The 15,301-nt window shown below is 72.7% G+C and carries 14 protein-coding genes; 6 read left to right on the forward strand and 8 right to left on the reverse strand.

The genetic code is table 11. The features are described 5' to 3' along the window. Positions 1–32: 32 nt before the first annotated feature. Entirely contained in the window at positions 33–884 is an 852-nt protein-coding gene (locus tag IF55_RS05150; protein WP_030875953.1) for a heme ABC transporter ATP-binding protein, read from the forward strand. Between the two features lie 141 nt (positions 885–1,025). Further along, on the forward strand, positions 1,026–1,997 hold the full coding sequence (locus tag IF55_RS05155) for an SCO2278 family lipoprotein (protein ID WP_030875954.1): 972 nt from the start codon (positions 1,026–1,028) through the stop codon (positions 1,995–1,997). A gap of 106 nt (positions 1,998–2,103) precedes the next feature. On the opposite strand, the gene IF55_RS05160 is transcribed toward IF55_RS05155, so the two are convergent. Both IF55_RS05160 and IF55_RS05165 read right to left on the reverse strand, forming a co-directional pair. Then, positions 2,104–2,826, reverse strand: coding sequence for a bifunctional DNA primase/polymerase (locus tag IF55_RS05160; RefSeq protein WP_030875956.1), 723 nt, complete (start codon positions 2,824–2,826; stop codon positions 2,104–2,106). A 244-nt stretch (positions 2,827–3,070) separates the two neighbouring features. Continuing rightward, complete coding sequence (locus tag IF55_RS05165; RefSeq protein ID WP_030875960.1) at positions 3,071–3,667, reverse strand: TetR/AcrR family transcriptional regulator; 597 nt, start codon at positions 3,665–3,667, stop codon at positions 3,071–3,073. Between the two features lie 262 nt (positions 3,668–3,929). On the opposite strand from IF55_RS05165, the gene ddaH reads away from it, so the two are divergent. After that, complete coding sequence (gene ddaH / locus IF55_RS05170; protein ID WP_037962756.1) at positions 3,930–4,745, forward strand: dimethylargininase; 816 nt, start codon at positions 3,930–3,932, stop codon at positions 4,743–4,745. A 71-nt stretch (positions 4,746–4,816) separates the two neighbouring features. On the opposite strand, the gene IF55_RS05175 is transcribed toward ddaH, so the two are convergent. From IF55_RS05175 to IF55_RS05185, 3 genes are all read right to left on the reverse strand, one after another. Next, positions 4,817–5,833: a small ribosomal subunit Rsm22 family protein gene (locus IF55_RS05175; RefSeq protein WP_030875966.1), complete on the reverse strand. Its 1,017-nt coding sequence runs from the start codon at positions 5,831–5,833 to the stop codon at positions 4,817–4,819. 96 nt (positions 5,834–5,929) lie between these two features. Beyond that, positions 5,930–6,295 (reverse strand): hypothetical protein, encoded by a 366-nt coding sequence (locus IF55_RS05180; RefSeq protein WP_157854262.1) that lies wholly within the window; start codon positions 6,293–6,295, stop codon positions 5,930–5,932. A 64-nt stretch (positions 6,296–6,359) separates the two neighbouring features. Continuing rightward, positions 6,360–6,725, reverse strand: coding sequence for a hypothetical protein (locus IF55_RS05185; RefSeq protein WP_157854263.1), 366 nt, complete (start codon positions 6,723–6,725; stop codon positions 6,360–6,362). A 247-nt stretch (positions 6,726–6,972) separates the two neighbouring features. Between IF55_RS05185 and htpG the strand changes: the two genes are divergently transcribed. Both htpG and IF55_RS05195 read left to right on the forward strand, forming a co-directional pair. Next, a complete protein-coding gene (gene htpG, locus IF55_RS05190; protein WP_030875976.1) occupies positions 6,973–8,934 on the forward strand; it encodes a molecular chaperone HtpG in 1,962 nt (653 codons plus the stop codon). A gap of 110 nt (positions 8,935–9,044) precedes the next feature. Further along, positions 9,045–9,497 (forward strand): hypothetical protein, encoded by a 453-nt coding sequence (locus IF55_RS05195; protein ID WP_030875979.1) that lies wholly within the window; start codon positions 9,045–9,047, stop codon positions 9,495–9,497. A 62-nt stretch (positions 9,498–9,559) separates the two neighbouring features. On the opposite strand, the gene IF55_RS05200 is transcribed toward IF55_RS05195, so the two are convergent. Both IF55_RS05200 and IF55_RS05205 read right to left on the reverse strand, forming a co-directional pair. Then, positions 9,560–10,942, reverse strand: coding sequence for a multidrug effflux MFS transporter (locus IF55_RS05200; RefSeq protein WP_030875981.1), 1,383 nt, complete (start codon positions 10,940–10,942; stop codon positions 9,560–9,562). Positions 10,943–11,037: 95 nt separating this feature from the next. Next, a complete protein-coding gene (locus IF55_RS05205; RefSeq protein ID WP_048831567.1) occupies positions 11,038–12,525 on the reverse strand; it encodes an alkaline phosphatase D family protein in 1,488 nt (495 codons plus the stop codon). Between the two features lie 317 nt (positions 12,526–12,842). On the opposite strand from IF55_RS05205, the gene IF55_RS05210 reads away from it, so the two are divergent. Beyond that, positions 12,843–13,337: a hypothetical protein gene (locus tag IF55_RS05210; protein WP_030875984.1), complete on the forward strand. Its 495-nt coding sequence runs from the start codon at positions 12,843–12,845 to the stop codon at positions 13,335–13,337. Positions 13,338–13,458: 121 nt separating this feature from the next. On the opposite strand, the gene IF55_RS38220 is transcribed toward IF55_RS05210, so the two are convergent. Further along, the gene (locus tag IF55_RS38220) at positions 13,459–15,213 is read right to left on the reverse strand and encodes a hypothetical protein (protein ID WP_030875986.1); all 1,755 of its coding nucleotides are present in this window, start codon (positions 15,211–15,213) and stop codon (positions 13,459–13,461) included. Positions 15,214–15,301 lie beyond the last annotated feature (88 nt).

Consider the following 15,301-nt stretch of genomic DNA (forward strand, 5'->3'; position numbering starts at 1 on the left):
TTGCCGCGAAGGACCCGGCGCAGGCAAGGGGGTTGGGCGTGATCAAGAGTTTCTTCTCCTCCCGGATACGGGCGCTCCCCGAGCCCGCGGCCCCCGGCGTCCCCCTTGCCGAAGCCGTCGCCCTGCGGGTTCGGTTGGGGGGACGTACCGTCCTGGCCGAGGTCGGCCTCGGTGTCGCGGCGGGCGAGGTGCTGGCGCTGGTGGGGCCCAACGGGGCCGGGAAGTCGACGCTGCTCGCCGCGCTCGCCGCCGATCTGCCCGCCGAGTCCGGCGAGGTCCGCGTCGCCGGGCGCCCCGTCGCCGACTGGTCGGCCCCCGAACTGGCGCTGCGCCGCGCCGTGCTGCCGCAGTCGGCCGCGGTCTCCTTCCCGTTCGCGGTGGAGGAGGTGGTACGGATGGGGCGCGCGCCCTGGGCCGGTACGCCCGCCGAGGACGCGGACGACGACGCGGTGCGGGAGGCGATGGCCGCCGCCGAGGTGGCGGAGTTCGCCGAGCGGCCGTTCTCCGCGCTCTCCGGCGGCGAGCGCGCCCGTGTCGCGCTCGCGCGGGTGCTCGCGCAGCGCGCCCCCCTGCTGCTGCTCGACGAGCCGACGGCCGCCCTGGACCTGCGCCACCAGGAACTCGTGCTCCGGGTGTGCCGGGAGCGGGCGGCGGCCGGTGACGCGGTGGTGGTCGTCCTGCACGACCTCGGGCTGGCCGGCGCGTACGCGGACCGGGTGGCCGTGCTGCACGAGGGCCGCATCGCGGCGGACGGGCCGCCGGAACGCGTCTTCGACGCCGCGTTGCTGACGCGCGTCTACCGGCAGCCGGTGGAGGTCTTCCCGCACCCGCGGACCGGGGAGCCGCTGGTGATCCCACAGCGAGAGGCGAGGGCCGGGCGGTAGTACGGGGCCGGGGCGGGGCGGGGGCGGCAGGGGCCCACCGGGGCCGGGGCGAGGGCCCCGTTCCCGGGACCCGCCCCCCTGGCCCGCACCGCCCCCGGTAGGGTTGCGCCGTCCCAAGCAGCCCGAAGGAGCCGAAGCCCGATGAGACGCCGGTCGCCCCGTCGCCTGTTCGCCGCCCTCGCGGCCTCGACGCTCCTCACGCTGACGGGGTGTGTGACGGTGCACGGCGAGCGGGAGATCCTGCCCGCGGTGAGCCGGGAGGAGGCCCCCAAGGTCCTGGAAGGGTTCACGGACGCGTACAACAAGGCGTACCGGAAGCTCGATCCGGCGGCCGTCGACGCGTTCGAGGCCGGGCCGCTGGCGGCGAACAACCGGGCGGACCTCACCGCGCAGCACACCCTCTCCCCGGGCGGGAACAGCTCGTATCCGGCGCTGGAGTTCAAGGACGCGCGCTTCACCATCCCCGCTCAGGCCGGGTGGCCGAAGTTCTTCGTCGCGGACGCCGCCAGCAACCGCGACGCCAACCGCTGGTACCTGGTCTTCACCCGCGACGGGGCGAAGAAGCCGTGGCGCGCGGCCTATCTGTCGATCCTCAACCAGAGCGACCGGCCGGAGTTCGCGACCGGGAAGGACGGCTGGGCGGAGCCGGTACCGACGGGCGCGGGCTCGGGGCTGGTCGTCGACCCGGGCGCGATGAGCGACGCGTACACGACATATCTGGGCAGCGGGAAGGGGAAGTTCGCGCCGGGCCAGTCGACATCGCGGACGCGCGAGGCCCGCGAGAAGCTGCGGCGCACCCCGTCGTTCTGGACGGCGTACATCGACACCCCGGCCGGGCCCCCCGAGTACGCGCCGCTGGCGCTGCGCACCAAGGACGGCGGCGCGGTGGTCTTCTTCACCGCGCTCCACCGGGAGAAGCGGACGCTGGCCAAGGGCATCAGGCCGGCCATCGGCGACCCGCGCACCAAGGCGCTGCTGACCGGCGACTTCAAGCGCGCGGTGACCTTCACCAAGGTCTCGGAGTCGGCGGTGCGGGTGCCGTCGAAGGAGGCGGGCGGCCAGGTGTCCTTCCTCAACCGGATCGAGGGGCTCACCGCGGTCAAGGGCGACTGAGGCCCGTACGCCCGTGCCTGGCGACTGAGGCCCGTACGCCCGTACGTGCGGCCCCCGCCCGTACGCCGGCCGTAAGACGGTCCGGAAGACGGTCCGGAACCCGGCGTCAGCGGCCGATCGGCCAGGCGGCGGACTCGTGGTCGTGGTCCGGCCGCTCCCCCGCGAACTGCGCGCAGGCGTCCGTCAGCGACTCCAGCAGCGTCAGCGGCTCGGGCAGCGGGCGCTCGGGGCCGAGCAGCCAGACCACCTGTCCGTCACCCGGTACCCGCGAGGGCGGTACGAGCACGTAGCTGCCGCGGCAGTGCCAGCGCAGTCCGGGGTGCTCGTCCATGGTCTCGGGGTGGCAGTCCAGCTCGCACGGCCACCACTCGTCCTCGTCGTCCGGGGTGCCGCGGGTCTTGGTGAAGAACAGCATCCGGTCGGGCGCGCAGGTGGCGACGGGCCCGACCTCGACGCCCGCCGCGCCGAGCCGCTCCAAGGCCTGGTGCCCCGCTTCGAGGGGCACGTCGAGGACGTCGTGGTTGATGCCGGTGGCGGTGATGAAGTTGGCCTGGGGCTGGGCCCGCAGCCAGCCGCCGACCTTCTCGGCGTCGGTGGTGGCCAGCGTCTGCCAGGCGAAGGAGACGGGGTGGCGGCCCGGGGTCGGACAGCCGATGCGTTCACAGGAACAGCCGTAGCCCGAGGGGTGCGCGGCGACGGCCAGTGGGAAGCCCGCCGCGGCGGCGGCCAGGAGCAGATCCTCGCGGACGGCCTGGGCGTCCGCACCCGTATCGGCGGCCGTGCTCCTTGGTCGGCGCAGCCATTGGGAGAACCTGCTTTTGCGTTCCATCTATCCCCTCACTTCGACCGCGGGCTGGGATCAATGCTGCCACCATCCTGCTCCTGGTGTGACCAGTGTCCGTATCCGGGGTGGCCGGGACGGGTCGTACAGGCGTCACGGGCGTACGTCGGCAGGCGGGGGCGTGCACCGGTGGCGCGCCGGGGCGCGTACCGGCCGTGTGCGTAGGGATTACGGTCCGTGTCCGGCGGCGCCGCGCTCGCGCGGGGGTGCCGGCGGGGTCGCCGAGCGGGCTTCAGCGGGGGCGCAGGCCGCGCAGCGCGAGGTCGGCGACGGTCTCGGCGTACGCGTGGGTGACCGGGAGGGTGCGGGTCATCCAGCGGTGGAAGAGGGGGCCGACGAGCAGTTCGAGGGCGATGCGCAGATCGATGCCCTCGGCGATCTGACCGGCTTCCTGGGCGGCCTCGAACCGCCGCACGTACGCCTGGAGCTGCGGTTCCAGGACCCGCTCGGTGAGCATGGCCGCGAGGTCCTGGTCGCTCTGCGACTCGGCGGCGAGCGCGCGGGTCGGCGCGGCGAGGCGGGGGTCGTTGAGCTCGTCCACGGTGGCCCGCAGCACGGTCTTGAGGTCGGCTTCGATGTCGCCGGTGTCGGGCAGCTCGACGGCCCGAGGGTCGCCGCCGTCGGGCACGCACGCCTCGAAGAGCACGGCGGCCTTCGAGGGCCACCAGCGGTAGATCGTCTGCTTGCCGACGCCGGCCCGGGCGGCGATGGCCTCGATGGTCAGCTTGGCGAAGCCGCTCTCGGCGACGAGTTCGAGGGCGGCGTCGAGGATGGCGCGGCGGGACCGCTCGCTGCGGCGGGTGGAGTCGGGCGCTGTCTTGTTCGGCATGCCCGGAAGGATAGCGATTGCCCTAGCCGAGACGTTTCGTCTTGGGTGGCGGGGCGCCCGGCCCCGCCCCGCGGGCGGGACGCCCGACCACTCCCGCGAAGGAGGGCCCGTCCCGCCCTGCCACACCGAGCTTCGGCCACACCCGATACGGGCTGTAAACCACCCGTACGGATCATGCGGTGCGGAGCGGCGGGGTGGACGATTTGGGCACGTGCGACATCCCGTACGTGTCCGACTCCGCCGTGAGGAGCCTTCCTTGCGTATGCCACCGCGTTCCGCCACCGCCCGGCGCTATCTGATGTGCCCCCCGGAACACTTCCGCGTCACGTACTCCATCAACCCCTGGATGGACCCGGCCAAGCCGGTGGACCTGAAGCTCGCCGTCGCGCAGTGGGAGGACCTGCGCGACCGCTACCGCTCGTTCGGCCACACCGTCGAGGAGCTGGAGCCCCGCCCCGGCCTGCCCGACATGGTGTTCACCGCGAACGGCGCGACGGTGGTGGACGGCCGGGTGCTCGGCGCCCGCTTCGCCCACGCCGAGCGGACCGCCGAGGCCGCCGTGCACGCCGAGTGGTTCCGCGCGCACGGCTACCGCGACGTCCGGGAGCCCGAGCACATCAACGAGGGCGAGGGCGACTTCGCCGTCACCTCCTCCTGGCTGCTGGCCGGCCGCGGCTTCCGCAGCAGCCCGCTGTCGCACGCCGAGGTCCAGGAGTACTTCGGCCGCCCGGTGATCGGGCTCGACCTCGTCGATCCCCGCTACTACCACCTCGACACGGCGCTGTGCGTGCTCGACGCCGACGGCGACGAGATCATGTACTACCCGGGGGCCTTCTCGCCCGGCAGCCGGGCGGTGCTGGAGCGGCTGTTCCCCGACGCCCTGATCGCGGCCGAGGCGGACGCCGTGGCGCTGGGGCTCAACGCGGTGAGCGACGGCCTCCACGTGCTGCTGCCGCAGGCGGCGGTGGGGCTGTTCGAGCCGCTGCGCGAGCGGGGGTACGAGCCGGTCGGGCTGGACCTGAGCGAACTGCTCAAGAGCGGCGGCAGCGTGAAGTGCTGCACGCAGGAGCTGCGCTGAGCGGGGCCGGCCGGGCCCGGTCGCGCGCTTGCGGGCGGGCCCGGACCGCGCCAGGCCCGCGGCCGGACCCCTCAGGTCCGCGGCGGGGGCCAGGCGTCGCCCCAGTCGGCGTCGCGCGCGGCGCGGTAGAGGGGGCCGTGGCGCTTGGTGACCGTCTCGCGGCGGATCTGCTCCTCGGCCGTGCACAGGTCCAGCAGCACCTGCCCCTTGCGGATCTGCGGCCGGCGGACGACGCGGGAGGGGGCCGGCGCCACGAGTGTCCGTACGGCGGCGACGTAACTGAACTTCTCGTCCTCGTACGGCAGTGAGCCGCCCTTGACCCGGCGGTGCAGGGAGGAGCGGCTGACCCGGGCCGAGAAGTGGCACCAGTCCGTGCCCGGCACGATCGGGCAGCCCGCGCTGTGCGGGCACGGCGCGACCACCCGCAGGCCCGCCGCGATCAGCCGGTCGCGGGCGGCGAGGACACGGAGGTAGCCGTCGGGGGTGCCGGGCTCGACGATCACGACGGCCCGCGCGGCGCGGCCCGCCTCCTCGACCACGGCGTCGCGGGCGGCCTCCGTCAGCTCGCCGAGCACGTACGAGACGGTGACGAGGTCGGCGTCCGGCAGCTTCAGGCCCGTGCCGATCTCCGCCCGCTGCCACCGCGCGGCCCGCAGGGCGGGGGACGACGGGGACGCCGTGCCGCGGGCGAGTTCGGCGCCGAGCGCGAGCGCCGGTTCGGCCCAGTCGAGAACGGTCGTGGTGCGCTCGGCGCCGGGCCAGGCGGCGTCCACCGCCCAGCTCGCCGCGCCGGTGCCGCCGCCGACGTCCACGTGGGTGCGCGGCGACCAGTCGGGGTCCTGTCCCCGGAAGGCGTCGAGCGCGGCGCGTACGGCCTCGAAGGTGGCGGGCATCCGGTACGCGGCGTAGGCGACCACGTCCGAGCGGTCGCGCAGCACGGGCGCGTCCGTCGGCGTGCGCCCCCGGTAGTTGGCGATCAGCCGGTCGACGGCCTGCGCGGCCTGCTTGGGCGGGAGCCCGTCGAGCAGCTCGGCGAGCGCCGCGCGCAGCGTCTCGCCGGTCCGGGGGGATTCGGGGGCGTCGTACATCCGCCGAATTCTACGGGCCGCGACCGGCCCGCCCGGTACGGCGGCCCCGGCCGGTGGACGGCGCCGGGCCGGGGCGGCGTGCTACGGCCCCCGCGCTCAGCAGGCGTGCATCGGGCCGCCCCACATCAGATCCTTCACGGGAATCCAGCCCTTGGTCTCCGTACCGGCGACACGTCCGTATGCCCAGTGGTTGTTGTAGGCGTTGTAGGTGCCACACCAGATCCAGAACTTGGTGCCCTCGGCGAATTTCTTCACGTTGCCGCAGGCCGCGTAAGGGCCGTCCTTGAGGTAGAAGCTCCCGATGAATGTGCCGGAGACTTTGCCCGGGTTCTCATGGGTGACCGAGTGGTTGCAGTCGACGGCGCGTTTCACCGCGGGCGCGGCACTCGCGGCGGTGCCGGCGAGAGCCCCGCTCAGGGCGAGGGCCGTCATGGCCAGGGCTGTCATCGTCCGTCTGAGCACAGTCGTCTCCTCTTCTCAGCCCCTGCGCGGGGCGGATGACGGGTCGGTCGTGCGCCGTGCGTGATCAGCAGGCTGCGCTCTGCCCACTCCACACCAGGCTGTCGGCGTACACCCAGCCCTTGGTCTGTGTGCCTTCGACACGGCCGTAGAACCAGAGGTGCTTGTAGTTGTTGTAGGTGTAGCACCAGAGCCAGATCTTGGTTCCCGCGGGCAATTGCTTGCCGTTCTCGCAGGCGGCGTACGGGCCGCTCTTGAGGTTGAGGGTGTTCTTGACGACCCCGGACTGGCTGCCAGGTGATTCATGGGTGACCGTGTGCTTGCAGTCGGCCGCGGGTTTCGCCGCCGGAGCGGCACTCGCGGCCGTGCTGACGAGGGCGCCGCTCAGCGCGAGGGCCGTCACGGCCAGGGCTGTCATCGTCCGTCTGAGCACAGTCGTCTCCTCTCCGCCGCCTCTCGGCCAGGGGCGGACACTGCGCAAAAGATTCTGATTGTGTACGCCAAGTGTCAAGGGTGTGAACGAAGTTGGCCAAGTCGCGCGCTGCGGCGGAGAGCGACGGCCGGTGAGCGGCGGCGCGGATTCCGTATCGGCGGAGTTCGGCAGGGGCCGGACCCGTGCCGGTCGGCTGTTTTAGAGTTCCCAGGTCAGCCCCTAGGCACCTGAGAAGGAATAGCGAATCATGCCGACAGAAACGTTCGAGTTTCAGGTAGAAGCACGCCAGCTCCTGCAGATGATGATCCACTCGATCTACTCGAACAAGGACGTCTTCCTGCGTGAACTGATCTCCAACTCCTCCGACGCGCTGGACAAGTTGCGCCTGGAGTCCCTGCGCGACGACGCGCTCGGCGCGGACACGTCCGACCTCCACATCGCCGTGGAGGCCGACAAGGAGGCCCGGACCCTGGTCGTACGGGACAACGGCATCGGCATGTCGTACGACGAGGTGCGCGACCTCATCGGGACCATCGCCAACTCCGGCACGGCGAAGTTCCTCCAGGAGCTGAAGGAGGCGAAGGACGCGACCGCGGCGGAAGGGCTCATCGGCCAGTTCGGCGTCGGGTTCTACGCGAGCTTCATGGTGGCCGACGAGGTCACGCTGCTGACCCGGCGCGCGGGCGAGAGCCAGGGCACCCGCTGGACGTCCGACGGCGCGGGCACGTACACGATCGAGACCGTCGAGGACGCGCCGCAGGGCACCTCGGTCACGCTGCGGCTCAAGCCCGCGGACACGGAGGACAAGCTCTACGACTACACCTCGCCCTGGAAGATCAGGGAGATCGTCAAGCGCTACTCCGACTTCATCACCTGGCCCATCCGGATGGCCGTCGAGGCGCCGGCCGCCGCCGAGAACCCGGCCGGGGACTCGGCCGATGGCTCGGCCGACGGCGAGGCGGCGGCGGGCGAGCCCGAGGTCGAGACGCTCAACTCGATGAAGGCCCTGTGGGCGCGCTCGCGGGACGAGGTGAGCGACGAGGAGTACCACGAGCTGTACAAGCACATCAGCCACGACTGGAACGACCCGCTTGAGACGATCCGCATGCAGGCGGAGGGCACGTTCGAGTACCAGGCGCTGCTGTTCATCCCCTCGCGCGCGCCGCAGGACCTGTTCATGCGGGACCACAAGCGCGGGGTGCAGCTCTATGTGAAGCGCGTCTTCATCATGGACGACTGCGAGGCGCTCATGCCGCCGTACCTGAGGTTCGTCAAGGGCGTCGTCGACGCGCAGGACCTCTCGCTCAACGTGTCGCGCGAGATCCTCCAGCAGGACCGGCAGATCCAGCTCATGCACCGGCGGCTGGCGAAGAAGGTGCTGTCCACGATCAAGGACATGATGGCCGGGAACCCGGAGCGCTACGCCACGCTGTGGCGGGAGTTCGGCCGCGTCATCAAGGAGGGGCTGCTGAGCGACTTCGAGAACCGCGACGCGATCCTCGGCGTCTCCTCGTTCGCCTCGACCCACGACGCCGAGGCGCCGACGACCCTGGCGCAGTACGTGGAGCGCATGAAGGACGGGCAGGAGCACATCTTCTACCTGACCGGCGAGAGCCGGCAGGCCCTGGAGAACTCCCCGCACATGGAGGCGTTCCGGGCCAAGGGCATCGAGGTGCTGCTGCTGACCGACCCGGTCGACGAGGTGTGGGTCGAGGCCGTCCCCGAGTTCGAGGGCAAGCAGCTCCAGTCCGTCGCCAAGGGCGAGGTCGACCTCGGCAGCGAGGAGGAGAAGAAGGAGGCCGAGACCGAGCGCGAGAAGCGGCAGGAGGAGTACGGGGCGCTGCTGACGTGGATGACGGAGCGGCTGGGCGAGGACGTGAAGGAGGTACGGCTGTCCTCGCGCCTGACCGTCTCGCCCGCCTGCGTCGTCTCGGACGCGAACGAGGCGACGCCGGCGCTGGAGGCGATGTACCGGGCGATGGGCCAGGACGTGCCGCACGCCAAGCGCATCCTGGAGCTGAACCCCACGCACCCGCTGGTGAGCGCCCTCAACAAGGCCCACGGTGAGCGGTCCGGCGACGACGGCGCGGCGCTCGGGGAGACCGCGGAGCTGCTGTACGGGATGGCACTGCTGGCCGAGGGCGGCGAGCTGAGCGACCCGTCGCGGTTCATCAAGCTGATGGCCGAGCGCGTGGAGCGCTCCCTGTAACACCGGAGGGCAGGGCGGCCGGCATGGGTCGAGGCGACAAGCCAGGATGCAAACAGATTGTTCACCACAATCCATTGACACTAGCTTGTGCGCTACCCCATGCTGGCCGCATGACCCCTCCTTCTAGTTCTCCTTCCGGCAAAACCCCCGACCCCTTCACCCCCCAGCACCCCGAACAGGCCCGCGCCCAGCGCGTCCACGCGTCCCTCTTCCGCATCGCCGAACGGCACGCGGCCACCGACGCCCAGCGCCGCCGCCAGACCAACCCCGCCCTCCTCGGCCCCCACGAGGCCGTCCGGCTGGTGGCCTTCCTGCTCAGCGGCGCCGCCCTCCCCGAGGACGGCGAACCCGACGTCGACCACGCCGACATCACCGCCGCCCTCTCCCTCCTCCCCCTCGTCCGCGGCGAACTCGACGAACTCGAAGCCGGCCTCCTCCAGATGGCCCGAGGCCGCGGCATGACCTGGCCCGACATCGCCTTCGGCCTCGGCCTCGGCACCCCCCAGGCCGCCCGCCAACGCCACGAACGCCTCCTGGAACGCACGGAAACGGGCCCGGAGTAAGGGCGGCGGGTCCGCCCCTGCTCCGGGCCCGTGCATCTGAGGCGGGCCCTGCGGAGTATGCGTCAGGTCGTGGGAGTGTCGCGGTGTTGCCAGGGGCGGCAGAGGCCCAGGAAGGCGGCTACGGCGGCCAGGGCGCAGGAGAGTTGGACGACGGCCATGGGGACGGCGGTGTGTTCGCCGGCGATGCCGACGAGGGGGGAGGCGATGGCGCCGAGGAGGAAGGTGGAGGTGCCCAGCAGGGCGGAGGCGGAGCCGGCGGCGTCGCGGGAGCGCATGAGGGCCTGGGCGTTGGTGTTGGGCATGGCGAGGCCCATCGCGGACATCAGCACGAAGAGTCCGACGGCGATGGGGGCCAGCCCCGGTTCGCCGAAGACGCCGGAGGTCATCAGGAGCAGCGCGACGGAGGCGAGGGTGATCACGGTGAGGCCGACGGCGAGGGCCTTGTCGAGGCTGACGCGGCCGACCAGGACCTTGCCGTTGAGCTGGCCGACGGCGACGAGCCCGACGGAGTTGATGCCGAACAGCAGGGAGAAGGTCTGCGGGGAGGCCCCGTAGATGTCCTGCACGACGAAGGGCGACGCGGAGATGTACGCGAAGAGCGCGCCGAAGGCGAGGCCGCCCGCGAGGGTGTAGCCGGCGAAGACCCGGTCGGCGAGGAGCGAGCGCATCGTGCGCAGGGCGTCGCCGAGGCCGCCCGCGTGGCGGCGGTCCGGCGGCAGGGTCTCGTGCAGCCAGCGCCAGACGACGAGGGTGAGCAGGATGCCGATGACGGTCAGCAGGACGAAGACGCCGCGCCAGTCGGTGAGCCGCAGGATCTGCCCGCCGATGAGGGGCGCGACGACGGGGGCGACGCCCGAGATGAGCATCAGGGTGGAGAAGAAGCGGGCCATGGCGATGCCGTCGTAGAGGTCGCGGACGACGGCGCGGGCGATGACGATGCCGGCGGCCCCGGCCAGCCCCTGGATCAGACGGAAGCCGATGAGCAGCGGCGCGGTCGGCGCGACGGCGCAGACGGCGGTGGCGAGGATGTAGATCGCCATGCCGGTGAGGAGCGGCCGGCGGCGCCCCCACTTGTCGCTCATGGGGCCGACGACGAGCTGGCCGAGTGCCATGCCGACGAGGCAGGCGGTCAGGGTGAGCTGTACGGTCGCGGCCGGGCTGTGCAGGGCGTCGGTGACCTCCGGGAGCGCCGGGAGGTACATGTCCATGGAGAGCGGCGGAAGCGCGGTGAGACCGCCGAGCACCAGGGTGACGAGCAGGCCGGCGCGGCGTGCCGCGGCCTTGGGCGGGGTGGGTATGCGGGTGCCGGCAGGGATCTCGGGGTTCGCGGCGTTCTCAGCGCTTGCGGGGTTCGCGGAGTTCGCGGCACTCTCGGCGTTCGCGGGGGTCTTGGGGGCCTCGGGGGTCTTCTGGGTCTCGGCCGTGGTGGGGCCGGGGTCCGTCATCCGTCTCTCCATGGGGTACTTGGTTGATACACCATGGTGTCATGACCGTGAGCGCCTGTGACCCTTACTCCGTATGACCCCGGTCGCATCGCCGGTCAAGCGCGCTTGAGCCCCGGATTACCCGCCTCCGATACGAAGGAAGCCGCCGTGGAGATCGGCGCCCCCGGGTTGCGGACCCCGGTCACGGTGCGGAAGTCGGCCCGTACCCGCTGGGCGTCGAGGGAGAGCAGGACGTAGCCGCGGCGGCCGTTGTAGAACTTCATGTGCGGGTTGGCGGCCGTCATGGTGGGCCAGTCGGCGGGCTTGTCCACGCCGTCGAAGCCGCTGGAGATCGAGGTGCCGACGAACTCGACGCCCAGCGTCGGGGAGGCGGGCTTGTTGAAGTCCTTCTTGATGTCCATGGCGTAGTGGACGTGCACGTCCCCGGTGAGCACGACCAGGTTGCCGATGCCGGCCTGCTGGGCCCCGGCCAGCACCCGCTGGCGGGAGGCGGGGTAGCCGTCCCAGGCATCCATGGAGAGCCGGGAGCGGGCCGCGGTGGTGTTCTTGCGGCGGCAGAACACGACCTGCTGCGGGATGACGTTCCAGGTGGCGGTGGAGGCGTGGAAGCCGTCGAGCAGCCAGCGCTCCTGCGCGGCGCCGGTGAGGGTGCGGGCGGGGTTCTCGGACTCGGGCCCGGGGTAGTTCCAGCCGTTGCCGTACGCCTGGTCGGAGCGGTACTGCCGGGTGTCGAGCACGTCGAACTGCGCCAGCCCGCCGTACTGGAAGCGGCGGTAGAGGATCATGTCCGGGCCCTTGGGCCGCTGCGCCTCGCGCAGCGGCATGTTCTCCCAGTACGCGCGGTACGCGGCGGCGCGGCGCTTGCGGAACTGGGCGACCGGGTCGTTGTGCTGGGAGATGTCGCCCGCGTAGTTGTTCTCCACCTCGTGGTCGTCCCAGGTGACGATCCAGGGGTGGGAGGCGTGCGCGGCCTGGAGGTCGGGGTCCGACTTCCCGAGCGCGTACCGCAGCCGGTAGTCGTCCAGCGTGACCGTCCAGTGGTTGAAGACCGCGGGCAGCGGTCGGTCGGTGTACCGGCGGGCCCCCGCCTGGGCGTTGATGGCGTTCTCGTAGATGTAGTCGCCGACGAACAGGACGGCGTCGAGGTCCTCGCGCGCGAGGTGCGCGAGGGCCGTGTAGTAGCCCTCGTCGTACTGCTGGCAGGAGGCGAGCCCCAGCCGCAGCCCGCTGACGGCCGCGCCGGCGGCGGGCGCGGTACGGGTGCGGCCGACCGGGCTGGTCCACTGGCCCACGTGGAAGCGGTAGTAGTAGACGTGGGCCGTTTCAAGGCCGCGTACGTCGAGGTGGACGGTGTAGTTGTCCGCGGCGGGCGCGGCCACGGTGCCGCTCTGCACCGGCGTGCCGAACCTGTCGTCGTCGGCGATCTCCCAGCCGACGCTCACACTGCCGGTCGGCGGCAGGCCGCCGCCCACCTGGTAGGGGCGGGGCGCGAGCCGCGTCCACAGCACGACGGAGCCGGGCAGCGGGTCGCCGGACGCCACGCCAAGGGTGAAGGGGTTTTCGGTGAGCGTCTGCGGGGCCATGGGGTCAGCGTCGCGCCGCGGGGACCGGTTGGGAAGGCCGGTACGCGCCGCTTCTCGGATACGGACACGCGTACGGGCCTCGCGTACGGGTGCGCTGTACGGGGCAGGCGTACGTCCTGGGCGTACGGGCAGGTGTACGGGTCGGCCAGGCGCACGGGCGGGTGGTGCCGGAGCAGCGGTCAAAAGCTTTGGCCATCACCTGACTTGGCGAATGGCGGAGAATTATGAAGAACCTCGGCACAGAGGCAACCACAGCCCCATTTTCACCGTGTTCCTCCGTGAAGGATCACAACACGCACACCAGGGAGGAACCCCCCATGAACCGTGCATTCCGGCTCGCCGTCGTAGGTGTCGTCAGCGTCGCCGTCCTGACCGGCGGCGCGGCCGCCGCCATGGCGGACTCCGCCCCGGCCCCGGCCGTCAAGCGGGCCCCGGCGCAGTCCGCACCCGTGAAGCCCGGCCCGGCCCCGGCCGCGCCGGTGAAGCGCGCCCCGGTGAAGGCCGCGCCCGCCAAGCCGGCCCCCGCGAAGCCCGCGGCCAAGGCCGCGCTCACCGCCAAGGCCAGCGTCAACTCGGTCAAGGCGTGGGAGCAGTTCCGGGTCTCCGGCACGGCGACCGGCATCAAGGCGGGCACCAGCGTCACCCTGCAGCAGAAGCAGGGCGCCAAGTGGGTCTCGCTGCCCGCGACCGTCGCCGTCAACAAGTCCGGCACGTACTCGATGCGCGTCAAGCTCGGCATCAAGGGCAAGAACGAGCTGCGCGTCGCCGGCGGCGGCGCCGTCTCCCCCGTGGTGACGGTCACCGTGCGCTGAACCACGCGGCACATAGACGTACGCGCGCTGGGAACGCGCGGCACGTACGGATCCAGACGACGAGGGGCGAGTCCGGCGGCTCGCCCCTCGTCGGCGTCCAGGCACTGCGGCACGGGGTCGGCTATGACGTGCAGGAGACCTTGAGCGCCGAGGCCGCGTGGTGCGCGTACGTGCTCGTGTCGCCGTGCCAGTCGTAACCGCGGTCGTGCAGTTGGACCGCGAGCTTCTGGCTGGTCACCGGGAACGTGCCGGGCACGTTGTACCAGCCGCCCTGGTTGTCGACCTGCCGGATCGAGAACGACCCGGTCTGGTTGCTGCTCTTGGGCGTGAAGTACTTGTAGACCGTGTAGTACGAGGGGTCGCCGCCCACCTTCTGCACGCTGCTGTTCCGGGGCACGTACACCGAGATGCTGCACTGCTTGGCGTTCGCGGGCGTGTCGAACAGCCAGTTGGCGCTGTTCCCCTTGTCGTGCGAGTCGCCGGACATCGGCACCGAGAGGTACGAGCCGTCGCAGCCGGAACCGCTGTAACCGCCGGACGACGAGGTCCAGCCCTTCTTGCCGTTGGTGAAGTAGCCGTTCTTCTGGAAGCGCTGGTCGTCGCAGCCGGGGCCCGTGACGGCGCTGAAGACGACGGACGACGCCATGCGGTTCACCGACTTCGAGGTGCCTCCCCCGCCGCCGCCCTGGGAGCCGCCGCCCTTGCCCGCGTCGGCGCTCCCGGTGCCGGTGGAGCCGCTGCCCGTGGAACCGCCGCTCTTGGTGGTGCTGTCGCTCCCGCCGCCACCGCCCTTGCCCGCGTCGCCGCTCCCGCCGTCCTTGCCCGTGCCCCCGTTGCCGTCGGCCTTCTTGTCCGCGCCGCCGTCCGTACGGGCGCCGCCGCCGGCACTGCTCGCGCCGCCGCCCGGCGCCCCGGGGCCGCCGTCGTCGGAGCCGCCATGGCCGTCGGCGCCGTTGGTGGGGCCGCCGACGGCCGGCAGGCCCGCGGCCTGCCGCTCGGCCGGATCGGTGCCGGGCACGTACCCCTCGGCGGGGTCGCCCGCGCTCCAGGCCGCGGCCCGCTCGCCGTGCCCGGCCGCGCCGCCGCCGCTCTGGAGGGCGGTGACGACGAAGGGCGTGGCCAGCAGGGCGGCACCGGCGAAGGCCGCGGCGGCGACCATGGGCTTCGGCACCCGCCCCGGCCGCCTGGGCGGGTTCTTGCCGCCCGTACGGGAACCGCCGCCGGGGGGTGCGCCGGCGACAGCGGCGGTGGCGGTCGCCGCGGCGGCGGCCTGAGTGGCAGCGGCCTTGGAAGCGGCCTTGGAAGCGACCGCGGAAGCCGTGGGAACGGCCTCGCCCGCGCCGTCGGTCTTCGCTTCGGCCGCGCCGGGGGCCTCTCCCGGAACCGGCGCCACGGGCCCCTCGGCCACACCGGTCGTGGGCTCGGCCCCGCCCGCCGGGCGGGAGGAGGCTTCAGCGGCGGTCGCGGTGCCGTCCGCGGTCGCGACGCCCACGCCCGCACCCACGGCCGTCGCGGCCCGCGCGCTCGTACCGGAGGCCGGGCCCCCGTCACCGGCGGTGGCGGACTCAGCCGCCGGCTCCTCGTCGGCCTCGGCGGCCCCGCGCCCGAGCGTGCCCGGCGCGGGGGCGGGCCCGCCCGAGGGCGCGGTGGCGGAGTCGTCGGCGCCGTTCTCCGTGGCGCGGGGGGCCGGGGCGCCGATCACGCCGTTGACTATGGCGGCGCCGCTCCCGGTGCGCGTACCGCCGGAGCCGGAGCCTGAGGCCGGGCCGCGCGCCTCCCCGGCCCCGGTCTCGGCCCCGACCTCGGCCCCTGCCCCGCCGCCATCGCCGCTGTCGCCGCCGTCCGGCTCCGCGGCCCGGCCGTGGGTCTGTCCCATCGGTTCCCTCCTCGCTGTCGGCCACCGTCCCGGAGGGCGGCGGGGGTAGCGTCCGGCCGGTGGGCCGGACACGGTCGTGCTGCGCGTC

This window comes from Streptomyces varsoviensis (assembly GCF_000718635.1).
GTDB lineage: Bacteria > Actinomycetota > Actinomycetes > Streptomycetales > Streptomycetaceae > Streptomyces > Streptomyces varsoviensis.

Coding starts and splice junctions, on each gene's coding strand:
- IF55_RS05155 (WP_030875954.1), top strand. CDS start 1,026: ATGAGACGCCGGTCGCCCCGTCGCCTGTTCGCCGCCCTCGCGGCCTCG.
- IF55_RS05160 (WP_030875956.1), bottom strand. CDS start 2,826: ATGGAACGCAAAAGCAGGTTCTCCCAATGGCTGCGCCGACCAAGGAGC.
- IF55_RS05165 (WP_030875960.1), bottom strand. CDS start 3,667: ATGCCGAACAAGACAGCGCCCGACTCCACCCGCCGCAGCGAGCGGTCC.
- ddaH (WP_037962756.1), top strand. CDS start 3,930: ATGCCACCGCGTTCCGCCACCGCCCGGCGCTATCTGATGTGCCCCCCG.
- IF55_RS05175 (WP_030875966.1), bottom strand. CDS start 5,833: ATGTACGACGCCCCCGAATCCCCCCGGACCGGCGAGACGCTGCGCGCG.
- htpG (WP_030875976.1), top strand. CDS start 6,973: ATGCCGACAGAAACGTTCGAGTTTCAGGTAGAAGCACGCCAGCTCCTG.
- IF55_RS05195 (WP_030875979.1), top strand. CDS start 9,045: ATGACCCCTCCTTCTAGTTCTCCTTCCGGCAAAACCCCCGACCCCTTC.
- IF55_RS05200 (WP_030875981.1), bottom strand. CDS start 10,942: ATGACGGACCCCGGCCCCACCACGGCCGAGACCCAGAAGACCCCCGAG.
- IF55_RS05205 (WP_048831567.1), bottom strand. CDS start 12,525: ATGGCCCCGCAGACGCTCACCGAAAACCCCTTCACCCTTGGCGTGGCG.
- IF55_RS05210 (WP_030875984.1), top strand. CDS start 12,843: ATGAACCGTGCATTCCGGCTCGCCGTCGTAGGTGTCGTCAGCGTCGCC.
- IF55_RS38220 (WP_030875986.1), bottom strand. CDS start 15,213: ATGGGACAGACCCACGGCCGGGCCGCGGAGCCGGACGGCGGCGACAGC.